Source organism: Kitasatospora fiedleri, from assembly GCF_948472415.1.
Taxonomy (GTDB): Bacteria; Actinomycetota; Actinomycetes; order Streptomycetales; family Streptomycetaceae; genus Kitasatospora; species Kitasatospora fiedleri.
The window spans coordinates 7,626,436-7,650,554 of record NZ_OX419519.1 but is presented as its reverse complement, the minus strand read 5'-3'; the positions used below and the strand labels follow the sequence as shown (position 1 = coordinate 7,650,554).

The 24,119-nt window shown below is 74.8% G+C and carries 22 protein-coding genes and 2 pseudogenes; 7 read left to right on the top strand and 17 right to left on the bottom strand.

Annotated elements, in window-relative coordinates:
* Positions 1 to 617: 617 nt before the first annotated feature.
* From QMQ26_RS34915 to QMQ26_RS34910, 3 genes and pseudogenes are all read right to left on the bottom strand, one after another.
* On the bottom strand, positions 618 to 863 hold the full coding sequence (locus tag QMQ26_RS34915) for a hypothetical protein (protein ID WP_282204114.1): 246 nt from the start codon (positions 861 to 863) through the stop codon (positions 618 to 620).
* A gap of 74 nt (positions 864 to 937) precedes the next feature.
* Positions 938 to 1,396: pseudogene (locus QMQ26_RS38520) on the bottom strand (terpene synthase family protein); the annotation flags it as partial.
* 245 nt (positions 1,397 to 1,641) lie between these two features.
* A complete protein-coding gene (locus QMQ26_RS34910; protein ID WP_282204113.1) occupies positions 1,642 to 2,976 on the bottom strand; it encodes a cytochrome P450 in 1,335 nt (444 codons plus the stop codon).
* Positions 2,977 to 3,252: 276 nt separating this feature from the next.
* Here QMQ26_RS34910 and tsaD point away from each other — a divergent pair, with 276 nt between their 5' ends.
* Together tsaD and guaD are read left to right on the top strand one after the other, a co-directional pair.
* Positions 3,253 to 4,302: a tRNA (adenosine(37)-N6)-threonylcarbamoyltransferase complex transferase subunit TsaD gene (gene tsaD / locus QMQ26_RS34905; RefSeq protein ID WP_404814237.1), complete on the top strand. Its 1,050-nt coding sequence runs from the start codon at positions 3,253 to 3,255 to the stop codon at positions 4,300 to 4,302.
* A 109-nt stretch (positions 4,303 to 4,411) separates the two neighbouring features.
* Positions 4,412 to 5,716, top strand: coding sequence for a guanine deaminase (guaD, locus tag QMQ26_RS34900; protein ID WP_404814020.1), 1,305 nt, complete (start codon positions 4,412 to 4,414; stop codon positions 5,714 to 5,716).
* A 79-nt stretch (positions 5,717 to 5,795) separates the two neighbouring features.
* Here guaD and QMQ26_RS34895 read toward each other — a convergent pair whose 3' ends face one another.
* The 6 genes and pseudogenes from QMQ26_RS34895 to QMQ26_RS34870 form a co-directional block, all read right to left on the bottom strand.
* Positions 5,796 to 6,800 carry a DNA topoisomerase IB gene (locus tag QMQ26_RS34895; protein ID WP_282204110.1) on the bottom strand — a complete coding sequence of 335 codons (1,005 nt, stop codon included), beginning with the start codon at positions 6,798 to 6,800 and terminating at the stop codon, positions 5,796 to 5,798.
* Positions 6,801 to 6,879: 79 nt separating this feature from the next.
* A complete protein-coding gene (locus tag QMQ26_RS34890; RefSeq protein ID WP_100838842.1) occupies positions 6,880 to 7,776 on the bottom strand; it encodes an SDR family oxidoreductase in 897 nt (298 codons plus the stop codon).
* Positions 7,777 to 7,851: 75 nt separating this feature from the next.
* A pseudogene (locus QMQ26_RS34885) lies at positions 7,852 to 8,454 on the bottom strand (flavodoxin family protein); the annotation flags it as partial.
* A gap of 132 nt (positions 8,455 to 8,586) precedes the next feature.
* Positions 8,587 to 8,835 (bottom strand): DUF6296 family protein, encoded by a 249-nt coding sequence (locus QMQ26_RS34880; protein ID WP_282204109.1) that lies wholly within the window; start codon positions 8,833 to 8,835, stop codon positions 8,587 to 8,589.
* Positions 8,832 to 9,233 carry an STAS domain-containing protein gene (locus QMQ26_RS34875; RefSeq protein WP_282204108.1) on the bottom strand — a complete coding sequence of 134 codons (402 nt, stop codon included), beginning with the start codon at positions 9,231 to 9,233 and terminating at the stop codon, positions 8,832 to 8,834. Before QMQ26_RS34875 ends, QMQ26_RS34880 begins: the two co-directional genes overlap by 4 nt.
* 297 nt (positions 9,234 to 9,530) lie before the next feature.
* Positions 9,531 to 10,238, bottom strand: a complete 708-nt coding sequence (locus QMQ26_RS34870; RefSeq protein ID WP_282204107.1) for an alpha/beta fold hydrolase — start codon at positions 10,236 to 10,238, stop codon at positions 9,531 to 9,533.
* A 104-nt stretch (positions 10,239 to 10,342) separates the two neighbouring features.
* Here QMQ26_RS34870 and QMQ26_RS34865 point away from each other — a divergent pair, with 104 nt between their 5' ends.
* A complete protein-coding gene (locus tag QMQ26_RS34865) occupies positions 10,343 to 11,197 on the top strand; it encodes an AraC family transcriptional regulator (RefSeq protein ID WP_282204106.1) in 855 nt (284 codons plus the stop codon).
* A gap of 193 nt (positions 11,198 to 11,390) precedes the next feature.
* Here QMQ26_RS34865 and tpg read toward each other — a convergent pair whose 3' ends face one another.
* The 3 genes from tpg to QMQ26_RS34850 form a co-directional block, all read right to left on the bottom strand.
* The gene (tpg, locus tag QMQ26_RS34860) at positions 11,391 to 11,933 is read right to left on the bottom strand and encodes a telomere-protecting terminal protein Tpg (protein WP_282204105.1); all 543 of its coding nucleotides are present in this window, start codon (positions 11,931 to 11,933) and stop codon (positions 11,391 to 11,393) included.
* 47 nt (positions 11,934 to 11,980) lie between these two features.
* Positions 11,981 to 13,711 carry a telomere-associated protein Tap gene (gene tap, locus QMQ26_RS34855; protein ID WP_282204104.1) on the bottom strand — a complete coding sequence of 577 codons (1,731 nt, stop codon included), beginning with the start codon at positions 13,709 to 13,711 and terminating at the stop codon, positions 11,981 to 11,983.
* Positions 13,712 to 13,774: 63 nt separating this feature from the next.
* Positions 13,775 to 14,266: a helix-turn-helix domain-containing protein gene (locus QMQ26_RS34850; protein WP_282204103.1), complete on the bottom strand. Its 492-nt coding sequence runs from the start codon at positions 14,264 to 14,266 to the stop codon at positions 13,775 to 13,777.
* A 526-nt stretch (positions 14,267 to 14,792) separates the two neighbouring features.
* Between QMQ26_RS34850 and QMQ26_RS34845 the strand changes: the two genes are divergently transcribed.
* On the top strand, positions 14,793 to 15,341 hold the full coding sequence (locus tag QMQ26_RS34845) for a hypothetical protein (RefSeq protein ID WP_282204102.1): 549 nt from the start codon (positions 14,793 to 14,795) through the stop codon (positions 15,339 to 15,341).
* 142 nt (positions 15,342 to 15,483) lie between these two features.
* On the opposite strand, the gene QMQ26_RS34840 is transcribed toward QMQ26_RS34845, so the two are convergent.
* Positions 15,484 to 15,834 carry a 5-carboxymethyl-2-hydroxymuconate Delta-isomerase gene (locus QMQ26_RS34840; protein WP_282204101.1) on the bottom strand — a complete coding sequence of 117 codons (351 nt, stop codon included), beginning with the start codon at positions 15,832 to 15,834 and terminating at the stop codon, positions 15,484 to 15,486.
* Positions 15,835 to 15,945: 111 nt separating this feature from the next.
* Between QMQ26_RS34840 and QMQ26_RS34835 the strand changes: the two genes are divergently transcribed.
* Positions 15,946 to 16,968, top strand: a complete 1,023-nt coding sequence (locus tag QMQ26_RS34835; protein WP_282206715.1) for an SCO2583/SCO2584 N-terminal domain-containing protein — start codon at positions 15,946 to 15,948, stop codon at positions 16,966 to 16,968.
* A 292-nt stretch (positions 16,969 to 17,260) separates the two neighbouring features.
* On the opposite strand, the gene QMQ26_RS34830 is transcribed toward QMQ26_RS34835, so the two are convergent.
* From QMQ26_RS34830 to QMQ26_RS34820, 3 genes are all read right to left on the bottom strand, one after another.
* Entirely contained in the window at positions 17,261 to 18,676 is a 1,416-nt protein-coding gene (locus QMQ26_RS34830; protein ID WP_282204100.1) for an oxygenase MpaB family protein, read from the bottom strand.
* 212 nt (positions 18,677 to 18,888) lie between these two features.
* Positions 18,889 to 19,578, bottom strand: coding sequence for a DUF4253 domain-containing protein (locus tag QMQ26_RS34825; protein WP_282204099.1), 690 nt, complete (start codon positions 19,576 to 19,578; stop codon positions 18,889 to 18,891).
* 227 nt (positions 19,579 to 19,805) lie between these two features.
* Positions 19,806 to 20,591, bottom strand: coding sequence for a GNAT family N-acetyltransferase (locus QMQ26_RS34820; RefSeq protein WP_282204098.1), 786 nt, complete (start codon positions 20,589 to 20,591; stop codon positions 19,806 to 19,808).
* 330 nt (positions 20,592 to 20,921) lie between these two features.
* On the opposite strand from QMQ26_RS34820, the gene QMQ26_RS34815 reads away from it, so the two are divergent.
* The gene (locus QMQ26_RS34815; RefSeq protein ID WP_100838854.1) at positions 20,922 to 21,968 is read left to right on the top strand and encodes a C40 family peptidase; all 1,047 of its coding nucleotides are present in this window, start codon (positions 20,922 to 20,924) and stop codon (positions 21,966 to 21,968) included.
* An 89-nt stretch (positions 21,969 to 22,057) separates the two neighbouring features.
* Here the strand turns inward: QMQ26_RS34815 and QMQ26_RS34810 are convergent, their stop codons facing one another.
* The gene (locus QMQ26_RS34810) at positions 22,058 to 22,897 is read right to left on the bottom strand and encodes an EamA family transporter (protein ID WP_282204097.1); all 840 of its coding nucleotides are present in this window, start codon (positions 22,895 to 22,897) and stop codon (positions 22,058 to 22,060) included.
* Positions 22,898 to 23,102: 205 nt separating this feature from the next.
* Here QMQ26_RS34810 and QMQ26_RS34805 point away from each other — a divergent pair, with 205 nt between their 5' ends.
* Complete coding sequence (locus QMQ26_RS34805; RefSeq protein ID WP_282204096.1) at positions 23,103 to 24,017, top strand: LysR family transcriptional regulator; 915 nt, start codon at positions 23,103 to 23,105, stop codon at positions 24,015 to 24,017.
* Positions 24,018 to 24,119 lie beyond the last annotated feature (102 nt).

Below are 24,119 nucleotides of genomic sequence, written 5' to 3'. Positions count from 1 at the left end.
GGCTCCGGCCGTCCCGTCCATGATCACCTGTGCGCAGCGCTGGAACACCGACCGCGTCCCGTACGGGACGTCGAGCAGTTCGCAGATCACCAGGGAGGGGACGGGCAGGGCGAACGCCTCGACCAGGTCGATGCCGGGACCGTGCTCGGCCATGGCGTCGAGGTGGGCGTCGACCGTCTCCCGGATCGCGGGCCGCAGCCGTTCGACCTGGCGGACGGTGAAGCTGCCGGTGAGCATGCGGCGCAGGCGGGCGTGTTCCGGTCCGCTGTAGGCGGGCAGGAAGCCGGGGTGGTTGAACAGGGTGCGCGGCAGTTCCGGGTCGATGCCGTCGCCCGTCACCAGGCGTTCGTCGGCGAAGGCGGCCCGGACGTCCTCGTACCGGGTGAGGACGGCGGCCTCGATCTCCCCGCGCACCGGGTGGACGACGCGCAGGCGCGGCAGGCCGCTCTCCCCGCGCAGGCGCAGCAGGTCGGGTGACGGGTCGAAGGGGCAGCGGCGGTCCCGTTCGGAGGCCACGAAGGAGGCCGGGCGGTGGTCGGACACGGTGCGTGCTCCTCGGTGGGGTCGGCCCCGGGAGGGGCGGCTCGTCGTGCCGGCGGGTGCCGGCGCTGCCCGTGCTACCCGTGGTAGCGGGTGGAGGCGTGGTGCCAGTCGTGGGCGCCGCGGACGGTGGTCTGCAGCGCCTCGGTGCAGTAGCGGCGCAGCAGTTCGCGTTCGGCCGGGGCGAGGTGGCCGGTCGCCGCCGGGTCGAGCAGGGCGCGCTGGGCGGCGGTGAAGAGGTCCAGCGCCTCGGCGCGGCGGCGGCGGGTACGCGCCAGGGCTTCCGGCCGGGAGAGGCCGTGCTCGCGCTCCAGGCAGAGCACCAGGTTGTTCGGCTCCCCAGGGCCGCGTCCTTGTCCAGCGAGACGAGGTCGTTGTCGCAGATGACGAACGTCTTGGTCATCTCGCGCATGACCGACAGGTGCGGCAGCGTGTACAGGTGGTCGGGCAGGACGCACGAGGAGAGCCGCTCGGCGAGGTCGATGACCGGTGCCACGCCGATGGTGTGGCGCCGCACCCGCAGGTAGGCGCTCAGCGGCATCGGGACGCCGTCCCGGCGGCTGCGCGCCTCGTGGACGTGGTGGTCGAGGTAGGAGGACCAGTGGGCGGCCGACCTCCGGCGCCAGTCCTCGGGCATGCCCCGGCAGCTGCGCCGCCGCATGTCGGCGAAGGCGGCGGCCAGCGGCAGCGGGGACGCGTCGCCGGTGACGCCCTCCTTGACGAGTCCGACCAGGTGCCGGACCCGGTCGGGCGACCGACCCCACTGCTCGTCGAGGGCGTCGTCGAACAGGAAGTACCAGCTCTGCTGGTCGACGCCCAGGTCCAGTTCGGCTCCGGTCGCGTTCGGGTAGAACATGGCCGCGATCAGCGGGAACTGGCCCTTGAGGTGGTGGGACTCCTCCGCTTCCGAGGCGAGGAACCCGAAGGACTTCGGCCAGCCGAGGTGGCGGTCGTGGGCGGCGCGCAGGTCGGGGCTGGTCCGGCCGGGGAAGGGGAGGGCGAGGGGTGGCGGGGCCGGGTGCCGGGGGGCGTCGGCGGGCGCGGTCGTCTCTGCCGTCGGTGTCATGGTGGGGCGCGCCTCCGTGGGCGTGGGGGGTGGGTTCAGCGGGTCGGCCAGGGCGAGACGCGCATGGGCAGCGCGTCGGGCCGGATCAGCGCCTGGACCACCGGCCGGACCCGGTGCCCCTGGACCGGGTGCGGACGCCACCGGGAAACGATCGAGCGGAGGACGACCAGCATCTCGGTCATCGCGAAGTGGTCCCCGATGCACTTCCGGTTGCCCAGGGCGAACGGCACGTAGGCGCCCGGCGGGAGGTCCTTCTCGGGGCGGTCGAGCCACCGGTCCGGGTCGAACCGCAGGGGGTCGGGGAAGTGCGCGGGGTCCCGGTGCATCGTCACCGCGCTGTAGATCAGCTCGGCGCCCGCGGGGAGTTCGACGCCGCGGACCCGCACCGGTTCCAGGGCCCGCCGCATGAGGATCCAGCTGGGCTGGTGCAGCCGGAGCACCTCCCGGAGGAAGCGGTCGGTGAAGGGGAGCGCGGCGGTGGCGGGGAGGGCGTCGGCGGGCAGCGCGTCGCACTCCGCCTTGATCCGGTCGGTGATCTCCGGGCGCCGGCCGAGTTCGTGGAGCGCCCAGGCCAGCGTGGTCGAGGTGGTCTCGGCGCCGGCCATCAGCAGGGACAGCAGTTCGTCGCGGGCCTCCGTGTCGGTCATCCCGTCCGGGTTGCCGGGGGTCGGGGCGAACATGGCCGACAGCAGGTCGCCGTGGCCGGCGGGGTCCTGCCGGGCCTGCCGGACGGCGGTGTCGGCGAGTTCGCGCAGCGCGGCGGCCGCGGCCAGGTACCTGCGGTGCCCGAGCGCGGGCGAGGCCGCGATCCGCGCGGGCAGGACGGTGCCCACGAAGACCCCGCGCATCACCGTGGTCAGGTGTTCGGCCACCCGCTCCCCGAGGGCAGCCACCGCGGCGGCGCCGTCCGGGCGTTCGGTGCTGAACAGGGTGGCGACCAGCATGGCCGTCATCATCCGGCGCAGCACCAGGTCCATGGCGATCACCTCGCCCGGTCGCCAGGCCGCCACCTGCTCCTCCGCGATGCCGGTCATCGTGCCGACGCACGCGGCGATGCCGTCGCGGCGGAAGGCGGGTTGGAGCGCCCGCCGTTGGCGCCGGTGGAGGTCCCGGTCGGAGGTGATGATGCCGTTGCCGATGAAGGGGCGCGCGACGTCGAACAGCAGCCCTTTGCCGAACTTCCGGCCCTGCGTGACCATGACCTCGTGGACCGCCTCGGGTGAGTTCAGGACGAACACCGGCCGGTTGCCCAGGAAGATCCTGACGATGTCGCCCTGGCCCCTGACCGACTGCAGGAACTCCACCCGTCGGACGGCCAGGTGCGGCAGGTGCCCGAGGAGCGGCAGCCGGCCCGACGCGACGGGCGCCACCGCCGGAGGAGCAACGGAACGCACGGTCTCATACCTCCCTGGAGTGCGGGTCGGAAGTCGCTCTGCTCCGGATATCCCCCTGCGTCCGACGCGGCTTGAGCATGTCCCGTCATCTCCGGAGCGGTCAAGCGCCTGGCCGAAAACCCACCCCCGGGGCGCCCGGGACCGGAAAGCCCGGGAGAGCGGGAAGTACGCGTTTCACGGACCCTTACTGCACACTGTATGCAAGTGCAAAGCAATTGCGGAGTGGAGGGCGGGCGGGTGGCGAAGTCGCCGGTGGTGCTGGGGATCGAGTCGTCCTGCGACGAGACGGGCGCGGGGCTGGTGCGGGACGGGGTGCTGCTCGGGCAGGCGGTGGCCTCCAGCATGGACGAGCACGCCCGCTACGGCGGCGTGGTCCCGGAGATCGCCGCCCGCGCGCACGTCCACGCGATGGCCCCGGTGGTGCGCGAGGCCCTGGAGCGCGCCGGGCTGACCCTCGCCGACGTCGGCGCGGTGGCCGTCACCACCGGCCCCGGCCTGTCCGGCGCGCTCCAGGTCGGCGTCGCCGCGGCGAAGGGCTACGCCTTCTCGCTCGGCGTGCCGCTGTACGGCGTGCACCACCTGGCCGGGCACGTCGCCGCCGCCACCCTGGACGGCGGGCCGCTGCCGAACCCCTGCGTGGTGCTGATCGTCTCCGGCGGCCACACCTCGCTGCTGCTGGTGCGCGACCTGGCCCGCGACCCGATCGTCCACCTCGGCGACACCCTGGACGACGCGGCCGGCGAGTGCTTCGACAAGACCGCCCGCGTCCTCGGCCTGCCCTACCCCGGCGGCCCCGCCGTCGACCGCGCCGCCCGCACCGGCGACCCGGCCGCCGTCCGGCTGCCCCGCCCGCTCACCGGGCCGCACGACGACCCGTACGCCTTCTCCTTCTCCGGCCTGAAGACCGCCGCCGCCCGCTGGGCCGAGGCCCACCGCGCCGCCGGAACGGAACCGAACGTCCCGGACGCCGCCGCCTCCCTCCAGGAGGCGATCGCCGACACCCTCACCCGCAAGGCCGTCCGCGCCTGCACCGACCACGGCATCAGCACCCTCGTCGTGGTCGGCGGCGTCGCCGCCAACTCCCGCGTCCGCGCCCTGACCGAGCAGCGCTGCGCCGCCGCCGGCCTCACCCTGCGCGTCCCGCCGCTGCGCCTGTGCACCGACAACGGCGCGATGGTCGCCGCCATCGGCGACCTGCTGGCCCGCTCCGGCGCCGCACCCGCCCCGCTCGACCTCTCCGTCGACCCGTCCGCCCCGCTGGAGCACGCCGCCCTCACCCCGCGCCCCCGGCGGGCCGCATGACGCCGCGCCAGGTCGTCGGGCCGGTTTGACCGTCCGCGGAGCGCCGTGGGGATACTCCCCCATGGCAACGGCAACCGGAGCACGGGGCACGACGGCGGTACGCGGGCGGATGGTCTGGTTCCGGGCCGACCCGTTCCTCACCGACCGGGCGGAGTCCTTCGTCCACGAGCCCGACGGCCTGCTGATCTGCGAGGACGGCAGGATCACCGCGATCGGCGACCACACCGCGCTGCGCGACCGGCTCCCCGCGGGCACCGCCCCGGTGCACTACCCGGACCACGTGATCAGCGCCGGGTTCGTCGACACCCACGTCCACTACGCGCAGACCGGCGTCATCGCCGCGTTCGGCTCGCGGCTGGACGACTGGCTGGACCACTACGCGTTCGCCGAGGAGCGGCGCTTCGCCGACGCCCGGTACGCCGCGGACACGGCCGCCGCGTTCTGCGACGAGCTGCTGCGCAACGGCACCACCACCGCGTTGGCCTTCTGCACGGTCCACCCGCAGTCGGTGGACGCCCTGTTCGCGGAGGCGTCCCGGCGCGACCTGCGGATCGCGGCGGGGAAGGTGCTGATGGACCGCGACGCCCCCGCCGCGCTGCTGGACACCGCCCGGCGCGGCTACGACGACTCCAAGGCGCTGATCGAGCGCTGGCACGGCAAGGGCCGCAACCTCTACGCGATCACCCCGCGCTTCGCCCCCACCAGCACCCCCGAACAGCTGGAGGCGGCCGGGGCCCTGTGGCGGGAGCACCCGGGGACGCTGGTGCACACGCACGTCTCGGAGAACACCGACGAGGTCGCCCGCGTCCGCGCGCTGTTCCCGGAGCGGAGCGGCTACCTGGACGTCTACGACCACCACGGGCTGCTCGGCCCGCGCGCGGTGCTCGCCCACGGCGTCCACCTGACCGGGCGGGAACGGGCCCGCTGCTCCGAGACCGGGACGGCGCTCGCGCACTGCCCCACGTCCAACCTGTTCCTCGGCAGCGGCCTGTTCCGCGTCCGCGCCGCCAAGGACCCGGCCCGGCCGGTGCGCCTCGGCCTGGGCACGGACGTCGGCGCGGGGACGAGCTTCTCGATGCTGGCGACCATGAACGAGGCCCACAAGGTCGCCAAGCTCACCGGCTACCCGCTGGACGCGGTCGAGGCGTTCCACCTCGCCACCCGCGGCGGCGCGCAGGCGATGGGCCTGGAGGGAACGGTCGGCTCGCTGGAACCCGGCCACGAGGCCGACTTCGTGGTGCTGGACCCGAAGGCCACCCCGCTGCTGGCCCGGCGCACCGCCCGGGCCGAGGACGTCGAGGAACTGCTCTTCGTGCTCGCCGTGCTGGGCGACGACCGGGCCGTCCGCGTCACCTACGCCGCCGGCGTCCTCGTCCACGACCGCGACGCACCCCCGGCCGCCGCCGCGCCCTGATCCCCCTTTCCGTCACCGCGCCTTCGCCGCGAGCCGGCCGGGCGGTCGGGGGTCAGGGTCAGGGGTCAGCGGTCAGCGGTCAGGAGAGGAGCGCGCGGACCGCGTCCTCGACCGGGCCGTGCGTGGCGACCGGCCCGCCGTCGGCGCCCAGCCCACCGAGGGCCGGGGCGATGGTGACGCCCTCCTCGAACAGTTCGATCAGGCGCGGGTCGATGTAGGAGGCCCGGCAGACGGCCGGGGTGTTGCCCAGGTAGTCGGCCACCTCCCGGACCACCCGCGTCACCGCCCGCCGCCGGGCCGCCTCGGACCTCGCGGCCACCGGCCGCGAGACGGCGAGCCCGACCGCGGCCAGGACGGTGGCGTTCCACGTCCGGAAGTCCTTGGCGGTGAGGTCCGTTCCGCCGGTCTCGCGCAGGTACGCGTTGAGGTCGCTCCCGTGCACCTCGTGCCACGAGCGGCCCTCCCGGTGGACCAGGAGCCGCTCGCCCGGGTACCGGCTGCGCAGCAGGGACCGGACCACGGCGTGGGTCGGCGGGTCGGCGAGGGCCGCGATCCGCCGCCGGCCGGACTTGGCCGGGTAGTCGAAGCGGACCTCGCCGCGGGCCAGGGTGACGTGCGAGCGCAGGACGGTGGTCAGGCCGTAGGAGCCGTTCTCCCGGGCGTAGGCGTCGGAGCCGATCCGGAAGAGCCCGAGGTCCAGCAGGCGGGTCGCGCACGCCAGTACCCGTTCGCGGCCCAGTCCGCGCGCCGCGAGGTCCCGCTCGACGGCGGCCCGCAGCTTCGGGAGGGCCGTCGACGCCGCCACGACGTGCTCGTGCTTGGCCTCGTCCCGCCGGGCCCGGAAAGCCGGGTGGTAGAGGTACTGGCGGCGGCCGGCCGCGTCGGTGCCGACGGCCTGGAGGTGCCCGTTGGGGTACGGGCAGATCCACACCTCGGCCCAGGCGGGCGGCACCGCCAGCGCCTTGAGACGGGCCCGCTCCCCGTCGCCCACCGGCCGGCCGTCCGGGGCGAGGTACCGGAAGCCCCGGCCGTGCCGCACCCGCCGGTACCCCGGCCGGTGGGGGTCGCTGGTTCTCAGGCGCACGGTCGAGGTCCTTCCGTCACGGTCGCGGCTCTGCGGCTCTGCGGCTCCGCGGCTCTGCGGGGTCGGGGCAGCGGGGCGGTCAGGGCAGCGGGGTGCCGCCGGTGGCGTTGACGATGTCGCCGGTGATGTAGCCGGCCTCCGCCGAGGCCAGGAAGACGTAGGCGGGGGCCATCTCGGCGGGCTGGGCGGGGCGGCCCAGCGGGGACTGCTTGCCGAACCCGGCGACCTTCTCGGCGTCCATCGTGGCGGGGATCAGCGGCGTCCACACCGGGCCCGGGGCAACGGCGTTGACCCGGACGCCCTCGGGGGCGAGCTGCTGGGCCAGGCCCTGGGTGAACGTGACGACGGCGCCCTTGGTGGTCGCGTAGTCCAGCAGGTGCGGGCTGGGCTTGTAGCCCTGGACGGACGCGGTGTTGATGATCGACGACCCCGGTCCCAGGTGCGGCAGCGCCGCCCGGCAGAGCCAGAACATCGCGTACAGGTTGGTCTTCACCACCCGGTCGAACTGCTCGGTGGTGATGGCGGCCAGGCCGTCCGGCTGGGACATCTGGTAGGCGGCGTTGTTGACGAGCACGTCCAGGCCGCCGAGTTCGGCGACGCAGCGGGCCACCAGGTCGGTGCAGAACCGCTCCTCCCGGACGTCCCCGGCCACCGCCAGGGCGCGCCGTCCGGCGCCGCGGACCAGCCGGACCGTCTCCCGCGCGTCGTCCTCCTCGCCGGGCAGGTGGCAGAACGCCACGTCGGCGCCCTCCCGGGCGAAGGCGAGCGCGACGGCCCGGCCGATGCCGGAGTCCGCGCCGGTGACGAGCGCGACCCGCTCCGCCAGGCGGCCGGTGCCGCGGTAGGTGTCCTCGCCGTAGTCCGGTTCCGGGTCCATCTCCGCGCTGCTCCCGGGGTGCGGCTGCTGCTGCTCGGCGAAGTCGGGCTTCGGGTACTGCTCGACGGGGTCGCTCGATGCGGACCGGTCGCGGGTCATCGCTCGTTCCTTCCTCTCCGCCCGCCCGGCCCCCGGAGCGGGGACCGCGGCGGGGCGGTGCCGGCGTCGGTGGTCACTGCGCGGGGCGGGCCAGGCGCGGGTGGCGAGTGCCGAGGCGACGTGGTGCAGGTTGGCGGCCATGGTGCGGCCGGTGGTGTGCGCCCAGTCGTGGCCCTTCTCCTCGTCCAGGTAGTCGGGGCCCGGGCCCGGGCCCAGGTGCCAGTACGTCCAGGCCTGGGCGGGGATCGTGTAGCCGATGTCGACCAGGCCGCCGCAGATTTCGCTGATCACGTGGTGGGCACCGTCCTCGTTGCCGGTCACCACCACGCCGGCCACCTTCCCGAACGCGACCGGGACGCCGTCGTCGTCCGTCTCGGAGATCATCGCGTCCATCCGCTCCAGCACCCGCTGGGCGACCGAGGACGGCCGACCGACCCAGGTCGGCGAGGCGACGATCAGGATGTCGGCGGCGAGCAGCCGCTCGTGGACGGCGGGCCACTGGTCGCCGCCACCCATGTCGGTCTTCACACCGGGCCGGATGTCCAGGTCGACGGCCCGGACGCTGCCGACCTCCACCCCGCGCTCGGCCAGGGCGTCGGCGACGTGGGAGGCGAGGGCGTCCGTGTTGGACGGCTCGGGCGAGGGCTTGAGGGTGCAGTTGAGGATGAGTGCGCGCATGGTCCGCGCCTACCCCGCCCGCCGGAGCCCAAGGCAGCGGGGCCGCCGGGTTCACCCGGCCGGCCGCAGGGCGCTCCGCGCCCGACCTCCCCGGTCGGGGCCTCCCTGTCAGGGCATGTCGGGGCCTCCCCGTCAGGGCATGGGGTGGGCGTGCAGGACGGCCGGCAGCCCGGACCCGCGCGACGGGGGCAGCGGGCTGACGACCTGACCGGTGACCTCCACCAGGAACGTGCCGTCGGCGTCCGCGTACACGGCTCCTCCCCCGGGGCCGGTCCGGCCGGTGCGGTACACGGTGACGGTCCGCGCCCGGCAGTGCGCGCCCGGACGGCCGGGCAGGGTGACGATGTACCGCTCCGGCCGGGTCCGGCTGTCGGTGCTCATCGCCGCCCCCGGTGGGCCAGGGCACCGGCGACGCTGTCGTGCACCTCGAACACCGCCCGGGTGCCGGTGGCTTCCAGCAGCCGGGCCGTCTGCGGGAGCGGCCCGGCCAGCACCAGCCCGGAACCGGCGGCCTCGGCCTCCTCCCGGGCCCGCAGCAGTTCGTTCAGCCCCGTGACGTCGCAGAACACGAGCCGGGACAGGTCCAGCACCAGCAGGCGGGCCGGCGCGTCGCGCAGGGCGCGCTCCAACGCCCGGCGCAGGAGGCGCTGCTGATCGAGGTCGATCTCCCCGTCCAGCCGCAGCACCCGGGCGCGACCGGGGACCTCCACCACGGTCGGCCTGAGCGCGGGGGCGGGCTCCTCGGCGGGCAGGGAACGGAGCAACTGTTCGACGGACATGAGCGGGCCTCCTGCGCACGGGGGAAGCTGTCCACCAACGATGCTGCCTCGCCCCGCAGGCCCGGTTCAAGCCCGGCACGCAACCGGCACCCGAGCGTCCACCCACGCCATCGGCCGGGACCGGCATCCGTGCACCTCGGCCCGCGCCCATGCCCATGCCCATGCCCATGCCCGCGACCGTACGGGGGATCGCCCGGCCCGTCGCCGTGTCCAGCGGGGAGGTGCCCGTTGCCACCCGGCTCGACCGGGCACGCCACGCCCTCGACCGGGCCGTCCGCTCCGGGCGAGGGCGGCGTCTCAGCCGGGTCCGCCGGGACCGCCGGGTCCGTCCGCTTCGTCGAGCAGGAGCGCGGCGACCGCCCCCGGGTCCTCGCGCATGGCGTTGTGGGCGGTCGGCAGGTCGTGGACGGTCCATCCCGGGTCGGCGAGCAGCCGGGTGCGCTGGTCGGCGAACGGTGTACGGTCCTCCCATCCCGAGCAGTAGACGAACTCGCGGCGGGGGACGTCGGCGTGAGCGCCCGTGAGGCGGACCGTCTGCAGGAGGGCGGCGAGCGGGTGGGGGCGGCGGCGCGGGTCGCCGTCCGGCCGCCACGGGGGTTGGACGGCGTAGCCGCTGGTGGCCGCACCGGCGACGAACGACTTCCGGTAGCCCTCGTTCATGAGGGACCAGCAGGATTCGCCGTCGCGCGGTACGCAGGCGTCCAGGTACACCAGGCGGCGGACCCGCCGGTCGGCACGGTCGGCGGCGGCGGTGATCACCATCCCGGCGTAGCTGTGGCCGACCAGCGTCACGTCGTCGAGGTGGGCGCGCTTCAGCAGGCGCAACACGTCGTCGGTGTGGGTGTCGAGGTTGGCGGTGGCGATCGTGGCGGGGTCGTCGTGGGGGCGGAGGCCGGTCAGGGTCAGGGTGTGGACGGTGTGGCCGACCCGCTCCAACAGCGGGACCACTGCCTCGAACGCCCAGGAGCCGTGCCAACCGCCGGGAACAAGGACGAACGTTGCCATGGGACTTCCCCTCAGCTGCTCGGCCGTGGCGTCGGGAGCCACCGCTCACGTCGAAAAGCCTCGTCGACGCGCGTCATGGCTTGCCACCGATAGGCTGCCAACCGATGCCCGTTCGCCGCCAAGCCCGCCCGGACGCCGGCGCCACGTCGCTGACGTGGCCCTCCGGCGGGCGCCACCTGTGGCCCTCGGGCGGCAGCAGCGGGGCCCAGGCGCACGCGCGCGGGCACCTGGTGTACGCGGCCAGTGGCGTCCTGGTGCTGCACACCGAGGCCGGGACGTCGATCGTCCCGGCCAACCGGGTCGCGTGGACGCCGGCCGGGTTCACCCACCGCCATCGCGCCCACGGGGACACGGACATGCGGATCGTCTTCCTGCCGCCGTCCCTGGCCCGGCTGGTGCCGGGGCGTCCGGCGGTGTTCGGCGTCTCCGGCCTGGCGCGAGAGGTGCTGCTCGCCCTGACCGGCCCGCGCGGCGACGGCCACGACGGCTCGGGCGGTGGGGCTGGGACGGCGGTGCCCGGCTACGGCCGCGCCGCGCGCGGGCGTCTGTTGCGGGTGCTGGTCGAGGAGCTGCACGAGGCCGACGAACAGCCCTTGCACCTGCCGCACCCGCGCGACGACCGGCTGCGGGCGATCGAGCGGCTCCTGTCCCGGACGCCCGCCGACACCACCACGCTGGCCGGGCTCGGTCGGCAGGTCGGGACCAGTGCCCGTACCCTGAGCCGGCTGTTGCATGCCGAACTCGGCATGACGTTCTACGAGTGGCGCACGCAGTTGCGCGTGCACCACGCGCTGGTGCTGCTGGCCGAGGGCCACGACACCACGTACACCGCCCACGCCTGCGGCTGGGCCAACCCCAGCGGCTTCATCGCGGCGTTCACCGACCTCGTCGGCACGACCCCGGGCCGCTACCGGTCCGGCGGACAACGCGGGCCGGGTCACACCCGCCGGAGGGCGTGAGCCGCCCGGCTCCACCGTCCGTGGCCGGGTTCCGACCACCGCGTCCCGGCTCGCCGGCGCCACCGGCGACGCCCGCCAGAGTCGCCGACCCGCGTATTCACTCGCCGCGTGCTCACTCGCCGACCGGAGCGCTCAGCCACCGGCCCTGTCCGGTCCCGGCCCCGTCCGGCCCCGTCCGGCCGGGTGCCGGGGGTCAGACCTCCAGTTCCAGCCAGCCGAGGTCGTTGATCTCGGCGGTCAGGCCCTCGGCGCGGCGGCCGCGGTCCTTGAAGTAGTGCTCCTGGAGGGCGCCGGCCAGGATGCGCTGCTGCTCGCTCTCACCGGCCCCGGCGTCGCGGGCGGCGTAGAGCTCGCGGGCGACGTCGCCGGGGAGGTGCTGGGTGATCAGCCGCTCGCGCGGGTCGTCCGTCGACCCGCCCGCCGCGCTGTACCCGAACCTGGCCTGGATGTGCAGCATGAAGCCTTGCTCCTCGGCGCGGCGGCGGACCCGGCGGCGCACGCCGGGCTGCCAGGTGGCCCGGACGCGTTCCTCGATCCGGCGGGCGGCGTCCGGCTTGGGGGCGATGGCGCCCCTGAGCCAGCGCTGCACGGTGCGCTGGGAGACGCCGAGTTCGGCGGCGACGGCCCGGGTGGAGCCCTTGGCCCGCTTGACCAGGTACCGGACCCGGGCGGGCACGGTGCGCGGGATCGGCCGGGTCCGCTCGACCCGTTCGAGTCCTTCGTCGATCTCCCCCACGGGGCGTCACTTCCTCGCTGCTGCGCTGGAACGGTTCACTCGTCGGCTCACTCGTCGGCGGAGACCAGGCCGCCGGTCTTGATGTGGCGGGCCGGGTTGGCGCCGTCGGCGAGCAGTTCGCGGATCTCGGCGAGCGGCCGGCTGCCCTCGAACTTGACGTGCCCGGGCGAGACGCCGAGCCGCAGCGCGGTGCAGACGCTGCCGTCGGGGCGGCGCAGCACGTCCAGCGCCGAGGGGCCGGGGGCGGCGAAGACCGCGCAGTCGGAGAGCACGGCGAGCGGCGGGGTGCCGAGCTCGGCGTGCAGCCGGGTGAGTTTGCGGTGCAGGTTGACGGTGGCGGTGTCGATCACCAGGGCGCGCACCAGCGGGTCCCAGGTGGGGCGTTCGAGGGCGGCCCAGCGCTGGCCGGGGCGGTAGCCGAGGCCGCGCGGGCGTTCGCGGAACTTGCCGATGGTGCCCTTGGCGGTCTGCTTGATCGCGCCGAGCACGGCGAGTTCGGCCGGGTCACCCTCGCCGAGCGCGGCCATCGCGTCCAGGAAGGCAGCCGGGTCGCGGTCGGCGAGGTCGAGCGGGACGCCGAGCGCGGCCATGGTGTCGACGTACGCCTGCCGCAGCCGCTTGTGCCACGGGTCGAGGTACGGGCCGGACTCGTGGCGCAGCCAGCCCTCGCTGGGGCGGACGTCCGCGCCGAGTTCGACGGCGTACGCGAGTTTGGCGGTGCTGTACCAGGCGGGGCCGGTGGGGGCACTGCCGTCGGCGGTGAACGGGTTGGGCAGCAGCGGGTCGAGGACGAGGCCGCTGAGGTCGGCGCGCCAACTGCCCGGGGTCTTCTTGTCAAAGGCCGGGTTCAGCTCGTGGACGGGTTCGGAGAGCGGGACGTTGAGGCGCCCGGCGGCGGCGAGGAAGGCCATGTTGACGTCGAGCCCGACGGCGAACGACGCGGCGGACTCCCGGTCGGTGAGCGGGCGGTGCCAGTCCCAGGCCTCGGTGACCAGGACGGCGTCGTCCTCGCGGTCGGCGGCCAGCGGGTGCTCGTCGGGGACCTCGGGCGGCGCCGCGTCGAACACCCGGGCCCGGGAACCCTCCACCGGCCCGGACGTCCAGCCGCTGCCGGTGCGCACCGGTCGGGTCGGCGGGCGCAGCGCGGTGACGAGTTCCAGTCCGGAGACGGCGGTGGAACCGCGCGGGGTGTGCACCCGGCGCGCGTACGTGCCGAGCAGGCGGGCGAGTTCGGGAGCGGCGAGCCCGTCGGGGAGCTTCCAGCCACCGCCGTCCAGCGCGCCCCACGGCAGCACGCACAGCTGCACGCACTGCCGCCGGCCGGCCTCGGGCTCGCGGTAGATCCGGGCCCAGGGGCCGAACCCGCGCCGGGTGAGCTGCCAGCCCTCCTTCGCCAGCGCCTTGACCTGCTGGTGGGTGTCGGGCAGCCGGCCGATCCGGGCGACGTACTGGGTCTTCTCGTCGCGCCCGGCGGGCGGCAGGCCGAGTTCGGCGGCGGCGGCGTCTGTCAGCACCAGCAGCGGATCGCCGTCCTTGCCGTAATGGTGCAGCCGCGCCGAACCGAGCCGCACCCGCAGCGCCCACTCCAGCAGCCCGGCCACCGTCCGGCCCGCCGGCCGCTCCCCGGGCACCTCCGCACCGTCCGCGCCGTGCGCCACCAGCCCGCGCCCGTCCGCCGCCACGTCCACCACCGCGAGCGGCCCGGCCGGGAAACGGGCGGCGGCCGCCTGCTCCCAGTCCTCCCCCTCACCGCCCCTGCGCGTGCGCCCACCCCGCACCTCGGCCCCGCGCGACCTCGCGGGGCGGGGGCGGGCTCCGGGCCGGCACGGGCGCAGTGGCAGCTACGGGTACAGGGACGGGGGCGGGCACGGCCCGGGCACCGGCGGACGGCAGAAGCCCCCGAGGTGCATGGGCCGCCCCTGCGCGCGGTACACCGACGGCTGCCCGCACTGCACGCACGGCGCGGCGTCAGCCATCACCAGCGAACCGTCCGGGCGCTGATCGAGCATCACCGCCTGCTGCTCAACCGCCCCGGCCTCCGCCTGCGCTTCCCTCTCCGGCAGCGTTTCCACCGGAAGCTCCGCCGCCAACTGCGCGGCGATGCCCTCCAGCAGGCGCGCGTACGCCGCCCGGCCCTCGCCCTGCGGGTCGCGACGGCCCTGTTCCCAGGCGGTGAGCGTGCTCGCGCTGATCCCGAGGGCCTGTGCGGTCTCGGACTTCGCCAGCCCGTACGCCACCCGCAGGCGTTCGCGTTCGGCCGGTTCGGGGAGCGGGACGACCCGCCGGGGGCCGGTTCCGAGCAGGGCGCCGATGGCGTCCGGGGTGCCGGTCACCTCACGCCTCCTTCGCCCGCGGAGCGCCGGGGGAACCGGCTCCGCTCCCGTACCACGCTGCCGGGCGGGGGCCACACATCGTGCCGCTGCACCTCTTCTTGCATCCTGCCGAACGGTCGAACTCCCGCCCAACATAGACATGCCCCGAGCAGCGGCACAAGCAACCCCACCCACGAGCCCCCGCCGCACCCACCTACCACCGCCCGACCACGCCCCGACCCCGACGACACACACCGGGAACTCGTCCGCCAAGTCCCCCTCCACGGTCAAGGTGGCGGGCCCCTCGTGGGGCTGCTCCGCGACGCGGCGCCGAATCCCGTCCACCGCCCCGCCCGCGCCCTTGCTCGACACCAACGCCTGTTGTTCGTCTGTTCGCCAGGTGAATTCGGCAGCTCCCGAGTGACGCTTCAACGCCAAATCGTCACGTTGAGTATCAAGATCCACCGGCCGAGTGACGGTCCGTCACGAAAGGCGGGCGGGCGCGTACCCGGCCCGGCCGGGGCTCGTTGGGCGGGGCATGGAGAAGATGATCACTTGCGCGGCGGTCGGACTACTGGTCCTGGCCGCCGCCGCGAGCCCCGCAGGGGCGGCCACCACCCAGCGGTCCGGCGCCCACCTGGCGCGCGGGCACGGCGTCGCGGCCTGCCCCGCCGACGCGTTCTGCCTCTATGAGCGCGAGGATTACAACGGACAGCAGAACGGCGAGATCTGGGTGTTCCAGCAGGCGAAGCGCGGCGTCACCACCCCCCGGCTGGACCTGCCCCGCACCGGGGCACTCGGGTTCGGTCGCTCCGCGGTGGCCAACGACAAGGACTTCGCCACCATCCGCCTGTCGCCCAACTCCTGCTCCACCGTGCACAACCCGGCCCGCGACTGGGATTACCTGATCTTCATCCCGGACAGCGGCTACCCGGACCGCACCGCCCGCGTCCCCGACCTGAGCCGCGCGAAGGGCATCCACCACACCGCCCGGGAGGTGGACGAACAGGGCCGCCAGGTGGTCTCCGGACGCACCCTCGACCTGAATCACCGGGCCCGCTGCCTACTCTTCGACGAATCCACTCCCGGACTCTGACGCCCCGCCGTCCTGGCCATCCCCCCATCTTCGGCTCTCACATCCACCCCGGCCCCGCCATCGGCGCCACCCCCGCCGTCGCCGCCACGGCTACCGCCCGGCGGGCGCCGACCCCCACTCCCTCGGTCCTACTCCTCGGCCCTCACTGTCCGGGGTGCTGCACGAACACGTACGTCTCCCGGTCGAGTTCGGTGACCTCCACGCAGAACGCGGCGGGCACCCGGACGTACGCGCGCAGCAGCTCCGTCACCCGGGCGGTGAGCGCGCTCCGGATCTCGGCGCTGCGACCGGCCAGGAGCTTGATCTCGACCAGCACCACCGCCTCCGTCGACGCACCGTCGCCGACCAGGTGCTGCGCAGCCTCGCGCACCAGCGTCTTGCAGTCCTCCACCCGGGTGTCGACGACGGCGGGAATCAGCTGGTGCACCTCCTTGGCGAAGCCCGTGGCGTCGAAGTCCAGGCCCGGCGAGTGGTCGATCAGGATCTGCGGCACGGCGGTCGCCCTTCCCGGACGGCGGGCCGCACCGGGGCCTTCCCGGGTCTGCCGCGTCCGTGATCCAGAACATAGCCCCGCGACGACACTCCCGGCGGGCATACTGGCGCAATGCCCGACCGCCGCCCGCCCGATGCCGTCGAACCTCCGGACCCGTTCGAAGGTCTGGTCCTGGACGAGGAGTTCATCCGCTCCGCCACCGTGAGCGAGCCGTCCGCCCGGACCAGGATGCTCAGCGAGCGCTGGCGCCACGAGCCTCCGGTCGACCCGGGTGGCCGCCGCTGGTCCCAGGACGGCCCGGCCCGCGCCCGCCGCACCCGCCGCTCCGGCTCCGGACGGTTCGGTACCCGGTTCCGCACGCTCAGCCGGGGCGAGCGCTGGACGGCGGTGCTCGGTGTGCTGATCGTCCTCCTGGTGGTCGGCGGACTGCTGTTCGGCCCGAACCGGGCGCACACCCCGCAGATCGCGTCCCCGGGCACCCGCCCTGGTAGCCCCCGTCCCACCGCCGACCAGGCACTTCCCGGCGGCGGGACGTTCGCCGGCAGCAAGTGCGGGCAGCACGGCTACCACCGCTTCCCGACCACCTCCGACGCACTCCCCGCCGGGGAGTCCGCCGGGAAACCCACCGGCCCCTGGCTGCGCTTCGCCTCCTACGGCTACCAGCGGCTGGACGCCGACCGACCCGGTGAGTTCGTCTTCGACCTGGAACTCGGCTCCGGCTCGGACACCCCGCTGGCGCTCGCCGCACCGCTGGGCAGCGCGGGCGTTGCGGTCGAGATCGAGGGCCCGAACGGGGTGGTGGCCGCCGCCTACGGGCTGCCCACCACGGTGGGCGGCGCCGCGCACACTCCCGACGGCCGGGGCTGGCTGATCACCGACGGCGGCGCGACCGCCCACGTGGTGCTGCCCGCCGCGGCGCTGTGCCCCGGCGTCGACGCACCGGCGCTGGCCGCCGGGCTGACCCCGCGGACCGACGCCGACCAGAACATCACCGGCCCCGTCCCCTACACCCTCACCGTGTCGGCGGCCGACCCGGAGGTCGCCGAACTGCGCCGCCCGCTGGGAACGCGGTCCGGTGGCGAGGTGCTGGCGGCCACCAACCAGTTGCTACAGGCGGTGGCGAAGCCGGTCTGACCGGGCGGGCGAGTTCGAGGGAAGTCCGCCCGGCTGCGGCTGCCGCCGTACGCGAGGAAGTCGTACGGCACGCAGCCGTGGCCGGTCCTGGCGCTGAGCGCCGCGACGGCGGCCTCGGCGGCCGGGTCCTGGGCCGCACCAGTTCCTCGATCCGCCCGACCGGCGGTTCACACTCTCTCCAGTTGTCAAGGAGCTGCCCACCCGGGGTGGTCTCCGCACCCGGCCCCGACCAGCACCGCCGCCCGCGCCTGCGGCAGTACCGGCACCGACGTCACGGCTCAGGGCCGTGCCGTCATGGTCGACCCAGCAGTTGGGTGCCGGCGGTGCTCTCCGTCCGGGCGGTGAAGAACTCGGTGAATCCCCTCACGAACTCCTCCTCGGTGATCTGTCCGTCCCCGTCGGTGTCCAGTTGGCGGAAGCCGTGGGTCAGTTCGGCGGGATGGACCCGGGAGCCGCCGAACAGGGTGCGGTACTCCTCGGCGTCCAGCAGGCCGCTGTGGTCGAGGTCGGCGGCGCGGAACATGGCGCGGACGGCGACGTGCAGGCCCTGGTCCAGGTAGTCCGGGTCCCGGTCGATGCCGGCGAGCATCGCGGTGACGAACTCCTCGCAGGAGATCTCGCCGTTGCCGTCGGCGTCCATGGTGGCCAGCAGGTGGTGCCACCAGGTGTCGAAGGCGGCGTACACGGCGGACTCACCGGTCTGGTCGAGCTCCAGCGGCCAGCAGATGTTGTGGGCCATCGCCTGGAAGTCGGCCGAGGTCAGCCGTCCGTCCCCGGTCTGGTCCATCACCTGGCGGTAGAACGCGGCCATCCGTACCGGCCGGTTGTCCCGGTGCAGGGTGCGCGCCGGGCGCGGCGCCCTGGCCTGCTGTGGTCGGGCCCGCCCGCCGTCCGACAGCGTGCGGTAGCGCAGCCGGTCCGGCAGTTGGAGCGCCACCGCCCGGGCGCCGCGGTGGACGACCCAGGAGAGCACGGCCGCGCCCCGGCTGCGCGGCAGGCCGAACTTGGCGCGGAACTCCGGTGGCAGGTCGGCCAGGGTGAGCGTGGTCAGGAAGCGGGCGACGAGTCTGCGCAGCAGCGGCCAGACGGGGCGGAGTCGGCCGAGGCGGCGCGGGGCCGGCGCGCGGGTCAGGACGGTGTACAGCATGTCCTGGGCCGCTTCGGTGAACTCCAGGGTGTCCCGGATGGTGGCGCTGATGTATCCGGGCACGTCGGCGGCGGTGGGCGGGAACAGTTCGTCGGGGAGCTCGAAGGCGGCGCAGACCGTGCGGAACTCCCGGTAGAGCCGGTCCAGTTGGGCGGGGCGCAGCGGGCGCCCGGCGAGCGCGTGGAGGGCGGTCATCGCCTCGTACAGCGTCACCAGCACCCAGACCCGGACGGCGGGGTCGAGCGCGGTGTAGGGACGGCCCCGGTCGTCGACCCCGGCGATCCGGCGATGGCTCCGTGCGAGTCGTTGGACCTCCAGGTGCAGGGCTTCCCGGTCGGCGGAGAACAGGCGTCGACCGCTGTCCATGGTGTGCTCGATCCGCCGCCACGGGTGGCTGCGGTAGGTCGACAGTTGGCTGACCCCGGCGGCGACCGCCGGGTGCGCGTTCTGCAGCACCAGCAGCCGCCAGGCGACCAGGGCGATCCGCTGTTCGCCCAGGGTGCGGCGGAGCACCGAGCCTGTTCCCGATCCGCCGGTGCCCGTCCGCGTGCTTTCCGTCATGGTCTGCTCCCCCTGGGCTTTTCGGCCCGATCCGTACCGCTCCGTCCCCGTCTTGTCGGCAACCCTAGGGTCCGTGGAGGCGGGAACTCGGCGCTGCGGAGGCCAAACCACCCGCCGGAGCGAATCCTTGTGCGATTCTTCGCTCGCACGAGTGGGGCTTGATCAACCGGAGTTGACGTTCTCCCGGGGAACGCACCAGCGGCGGACGCCCGTCAGTCCCACCAGAAGGACCACTGCGCGGCTCCGACCAGCCCGAGCGCGTACTCCGTGAGCGTGCCCGCGCCCTGGAAGATGTTGTCGGGGCAGAACGCCAGGTGCTCGGCGGCGATCCGCAGCGCGCTCCGCTCGTCGCCGGGCGGGGCGGCCACGCTCAACTCCAGCTCCGCGAAGCCGACCTGGACCAGCCGGGTGCCGTAGCGGCGCTCCCAGTCCAGCAGGACGGCGGACACCTTGGCGATGTCGTCCTCGTGGTTGACCGGGCCCGACCAGCCGCAGGCGGTCAGCGCCTCCGCCCCGCTCGCCGCGGCGACCAGGCCGATCCGCAGGTGCGCGTTGCCCGCGAGCAGCTCCCGGGCGAGCGCACGGGCCGCCCCGTCGGGGTCGCCGGTGTGCTCGGCCGCGGGCGCGGTGCCGGGCCAGCCGTCGAGGAACGGGGCGACGGACCGCCCGAGTTCGGACATCTCGTCCGGGTCGAGCGGCTCGCCGTCGGAGTCCACGACCGTGGAGTACTCCCAGCCGGTGCGCAGCAGCGCGGCCGGGTCGTACCAGTCGGGTTCGCTGGCGGAGACGGTGTCGAGTTCGCCCGTCGCCCAGGGCCGGAACTCCTCGTCCCCGACCCGCAGCGGCGCGAGCAGCAGCGGCCACAGCCCGCTGCGCGGGTGCTCCCGGTGGAGCTTCTCCACAGCCCGAGCGGCGCCGGCCCGTCGCTCAGCCAGAGCGCCGGCGCCGCCTCCTCCCCTCCCTGCCGGGGGCTGACCAGGCGTCCGGCAGGCAGCAGTCCGGCGACGGTACTCGGGTCCCCACTGGGCAGCAGACGGCGCAGATCGTGCTCGGCATCGGTCATGCGAACACGCTAGCGACCGCGGGTGACAAGTTCCGGCACCGCGCCCGGGCGGGACCCGCCTTCCCGTCAGTGCACCGCCGCCGCGCCGGCCCCGCGCTGCGCCGCCGCGCCGAGGAACCGGTGGTCGAGGCCGAGCCGCCGGTAGAGCCCGATCGCCGGCGCGTTCCAGTCGTCCACCATCAGCGCCGCGCGCGGCGACCGCGCCAGGACCTCGCCGAGCACCAGTCGGCAGGCCGCCGCCGCGTGCCCGCGTCCGCGCCCGTGCACGGGGTCGCTGACCACACCGGCGAGCAGGCCGACCGTCGGGGCGGGCCACGCGTCGGCGGCGAGCGCCGTGAGCCGCCCGGCATCGTCGCGGACGCCCGCCCAGGCACGGACGCCCGGCCGGTGCGGGTGGGCGTACGAGGCGGGGAAGTGACGGTCGATCAGCTCGGCGGCCTCGTCCGACTCGTCGGGAGCCAGCCAGTACGCGCCACCCCCACCACCCGCCGCACCGGCACCGAGCGGCGGAGCGCCGGTCCCGTCGCGCTGCATCCAGCCGAACCGCCCGCGCGGCTCCAGCCCGTCGTGGCGCGCGCAGAGCTCCGCGAGCAGTTCGGCGTCCCCGAACGGGCGGTAGCTCGGGCCGACCAGGGCCATCACCTCGTCCAGCAGCGGCAGCAGTTCGGCGACGGGCCCACGGACGGCGATCCGGTCGCGTCCGGAGAGCGCGGGCGAGGCGACGGCGACGGCCCGGCCGGAGGCGGAGGTCCAGGCGCGGGCGCCGCCGGTGAGGCCCTGCGCGGCCCAGACCAGCACGCTGTCGTCGTCGGTGGCGGTGCGGAGTCGCTCCTCCGTGGTCAGTTCGAGCACGGAGCCATTCTGCGCCGCGCTGTCCGCTCGCCCCGCCCCGGGGTGGCGGCGCCGCGTTGGCCCTGCTCAGGGGAGTCCGACCCCCACGCGGCGGTGCGCCCAGTCACCCTAGCTGCCACATGTGACATACCACCTGTCCCCTGTCGAGGCGTCGCCGCCGGGCTGACATACAGTCAGCCCTTCCTCTCCCTGCCGGGTTCGGAGGGGAGGAGTGGACGCGGAGCCGGGTTTTCATTACGGTCTGGCATCGAACCCGTCTTCGGACGATCACTCGAACGAAGAACGAAGAACGAAGAGTTCGCCTGGCAGAACCGGAAGAAGGAACCTCGGATGGCCTCCCACCGCCGCCCCAAGCAGCCGAGCCGAGCGCGGGTGACCGTGCTCACGGGTGCCGCCGCGACCGTGGTCGCCCTCTCGGCCCAGGCCGGTGCGCACGCGGCGCCCGCCCAGCCGTCCAAGGACGAGGTGAAGGCCCAGGTCGACAAGCTCACCGGCGAGATGGAGCAGGCCACCGAGAAGTACAACGGGGCCAAGGAGCGGGCCGACCAGCTGCGCCAGCAGGCCGGCCAGTTGCAGGACCAGGTGGCCCGCAGCCAGGAGCAGCTGACCGAGCTGGCCTCGGGGCTGGCCGAGGTGGCGGCCGACGAGTACCGGCAGGGCGGCGTCGACCCGTCGATGCAGCTGATGCTCTCCGCGGACCCGGACCAGTACCTCACCAAGGCGTCCTCCTTCAACCAGGCCGCCGGCACCCAGAGCGAGATCCTCAAGGCGCTCAAGGACCAGCAGCGCCGCCTGGACCAGCAGAAGCAGGAGACCTCGTCGATCCTGGCCGAGCTGGACACCGAGACCAGGACGCTGAACGACACCAAGAGCGAGGTGCAGTCCAAGCTCGCCGAGTCGCAGCGGCTGCTCAACCAGCTCGGCGCCGCCGACCGTGCGGCGATCCTCGCGGACAACGGGGGCACCGCCTCGCGCGGCGTCGACCGGTTGGACGTCGCCAACCTGCCCAAGGCTTCCAGCGGTGCCGCCCAGTCCGCCGTGAACAGCGCGCTCGCCCAGCGGGGCAAGCCGTACGTCTGGGGCGCCGAGGGGCCGAGCAGCTTCGACTGCTCCGGGCTGATGGTGTACGCGTACGCCCAGGCCGGCGTGCACCTGCCGCGCACCTCGCAGGAGCAGGCGCACGCGGGCAGCAGCGTGGGCCGCGACTGGCACAACGCCCAGCCCGGCGACCTGGTGATCTACAACGTGCACGGCGCCCAGGACCACGTCGCCATGTACATCGGCAACGGCATGGTGGTGCACGCGCCGAAGCCCGGCGCCCCGGTCCGCACCATGGCGGTCGACGCGCTGAGCATCAGCACCATCCGCCGGATCTGACCGGCCCCCGCACCCACCGGCGAACGGCTGCCCGGCTCCCGGCCCGGGCAGCCGTTCGCGTTCGACGGGCATGCGCGGTCGACGACCGCTCAGGGCCGTCCGGGCGGCCCGCCGACCGTACGGCGGTCGGGTAGTTGGCCGGCCACGATCGACGCCAGCGCCAGCGCGAAGCCCAGCAGCTGCACCAACCCGAGCGTCTGGTCCAGCAGCAGCGCGCCGAGCACCGCCGCGACCAGCGGCGACAGCAGGTTCAGCACCGCGACGCTGGTGACCGGGAGGCTGCCGATGCCCTGGAACCAGAGGGCGTACGTGAGCAGCCCGCCGACCAGGCCCAGCCAGAGGTAGCCGAGCGCGGCCCGGCCGTCGACCGCCGGGGGCGCGCCCTCGAACAGGAAGGTGGTGGGCAGCAGGAACAGGCCGCCGGCGGTGAGCTGCCAGCCGGTCAGCGCGAGCGGGCCGACGCCTTCGGGGCGGCCCCAGCGCTTGGTGAGCGTGACGCCGAGCGCCATGGTGGCGGCGCCGCCCAGCCCGGCGGCCACGCCGACGGCGTCCAGCCCCGCGCCCGGTCCGATCACCACCAGCCCGACGCCGGCCACGCCGACCAGTCCCCAGCCCAGCCGCCGGGCGGACAGCCGTTGGCGCAGCACCGGGACGGCGAGCAGGGCGACGGCCATCGGCTGGACGGCGCCGAGGGTGGCGGCCACGCCGCCGGGGAGGCGTTCGGCGGCGGTGAACAGCAGCGGCAGGAACAGTCCGATGTTCAGCACGCCGAGCACGGCGGCCTTGCCCCACCAGCTGCCGCGCGGCAGGGTCCGGGTGACGGCCAGGGCGATCAGTCCGGCGGGCAGGGCGCGCAGCAGGGCGGCGGACATCGGGTGGCCGGGGGGCAGCAGTTCGGTGGTGACCACGTAGGTGGTGCCCCAGACCACCGGGCGAGCGCGGTGAGCGCGGTGCGGGGCAGGGTGCCGAGACCGGCGCGGCGGGGCGAACCCGGGGACGGGGCGCGGGTGTCGAGCGGGCTGACGGTGGGGTGGTGCCGGGGTTCGCTCTCATGGGCAGCAGTCTGGCTCCGGCCCGATCGATGAGTCCAACACATGTTTGTCAGCTCATCGATCTCGTTCCATGATGGATCGCATGGAACTCCAGCAGGTGCGCTACGTCCTCGCGGTCGCCGAGACGCTGAGCTTCACCCGGGCCGCCGAGCGCTGCCTGGTCGTGCAGTCGGCGCTCAGCCACCAGGTCGCCCGGCTCGAACAGGAGCTGGGCGCCCGGCTGTTCGAGCGCACCAGCCGCCGGGTCCGGCTGACCGCCGCCGGGGAGGCTTTCCTGCCGGCCGCCCGGCAGTGCCTGGAGGCGGCCGAGCGGGCCGCCGCCGAGGTCGCGGCGGCGGTGGGCGAGGTGCGCGGGCGGCTGGCGGTCGGGCTGATCTCGACCGTCACCGCGGTGGACATCCCGGTCGGGCTGCGCGAGTTCCGCGGCCGGCACCCGCGGGTGCGGATCAGCCTGCGGGTGGGCGCCAGCAAGGACCTGGTCGAGCAGGTCCGCCGGGGCACGCTGGACGTCGCCTTCCTCGGGCTGCCGACCACCTTCCGGCCCGAGGGGGTGACGGCCCGCGAGCTGGCCCGCGGCCCCCTGGTCGCCGCCGTCGCGCCGGACCACCCGCTGGCCTCCCGCGGCCGGGTCCCGCTGCGCGAGCTGGCCGCCGAGCCCTTCGTCGACCTGCCGGCGGGCAGTGCGGGGCGGGCCCAGACCGATCTGGCGTTCGCCGCCGCGGGGCTGGTGCGCGACGTGGCCTTCGAGGTCGACGAGGCGTCCTACATCCCGCGCCTGGTGGGCCCGGGCCTGGCGGTGGCCATGCTGCCCGCCGCGTACGCCCCGCGGCTGACCGGCGTCGCCGTCGTGGAGGTCACGGACGCGCCGACCCGGATCGAGACGGTGGTCTGGCCGCGCTCCGGTCCCACTCCGGCGACCGCGGCGTTCCTGTCCCTGCTCGGCGTCCCGGGCACCGCCCCGGAGCAGGCCGAATCCGATGGTACGACCATCGGATGATGGCCCGTCAGGTCGCCGGGACATTGCGCCCCGTGTCCTCCCGTTTCCGTTTCGGCGACCCGCTGGCGGGGCGTTCGCGGCCTGTGCTTACCTGACGCCGTG

What these genes read in the sequence shown, in the direction of transcription:
- QMQ26_RS34835 (WP_282206715.1), top strand. Translation starts at nt 15,946, where the DNA reads ATGCCCGACCGCCGCCCGCCCGATGCCGTCGAACCTCCGGACCCGTTC.
- guaD (WP_404814020.1), top strand. Translation starts at nt 4,412, where the DNA reads ATGGTCTGGTTCCGGGCCGACCCGTTCCTCACCGACCGGGCGGAGTCC.
- QMQ26_RS34830 (WP_282204100.1), bottom strand. Translation starts at nt 18,676, where the DNA reads ATGACGGAAAGCACGCGGACGGGCACCGGCGGATCGGGAACAGGCTCG.
- QMQ26_RS34875 (WP_282204108.1), bottom strand. Translation starts at nt 9,233, where the DNA reads ATGTCCGTCGAACAGTTGCTCCGTTCCCTGCCCGCCGAGGAGCCCGCC.
- QMQ26_RS34815 (WP_100838854.1), top strand. Translation starts at nt 20,922, where the DNA reads ATGGCCTCCCACCGCCGCCCCAAGCAGCCGAGCCGAGCGCGGGTGACC.
- QMQ26_RS34805 (WP_282204096.1), top strand. Translation starts at nt 23,103, where the DNA reads ATGGAACTCCAGCAGGTGCGCTACGTCCTCGCGGTCGCCGAGACGCTG.
- QMQ26_RS34890 (WP_100838842.1), bottom strand. Translation starts at nt 7,776, where the DNA reads ATGACCCGCGACCGGTCCGCATCGAGCGACCCCGTCGAGCAGTACCCG.
- QMQ26_RS34845 (WP_282204102.1), top strand. Translation starts at nt 14,793, where the DNA reads ATGATCACTTGCGCGGCGGTCGGACTACTGGTCCTGGCCGCCGCCGCG.
- QMQ26_RS34880 (WP_282204109.1), bottom strand. Translation starts at nt 8,835, where the DNA reads ATGAGCACCGACAGCCGGACCCGGCCGGAGCGGTACATCGTCACCCTG.
- QMQ26_RS34865 (WP_282204106.1), top strand. Translation starts at nt 10,343, where the DNA reads ATGCCCGTTCGCCGCCAAGCCCGCCCGGACGCCGGCGCCACGTCGCTG.
- QMQ26_RS34870 (WP_282204107.1), bottom strand. Translation starts at nt 10,238, where the DNA reads ATGGCAACGTTCGTCCTTGTTCCCGGCGGTTGGCACGGCTCCTGGGCG.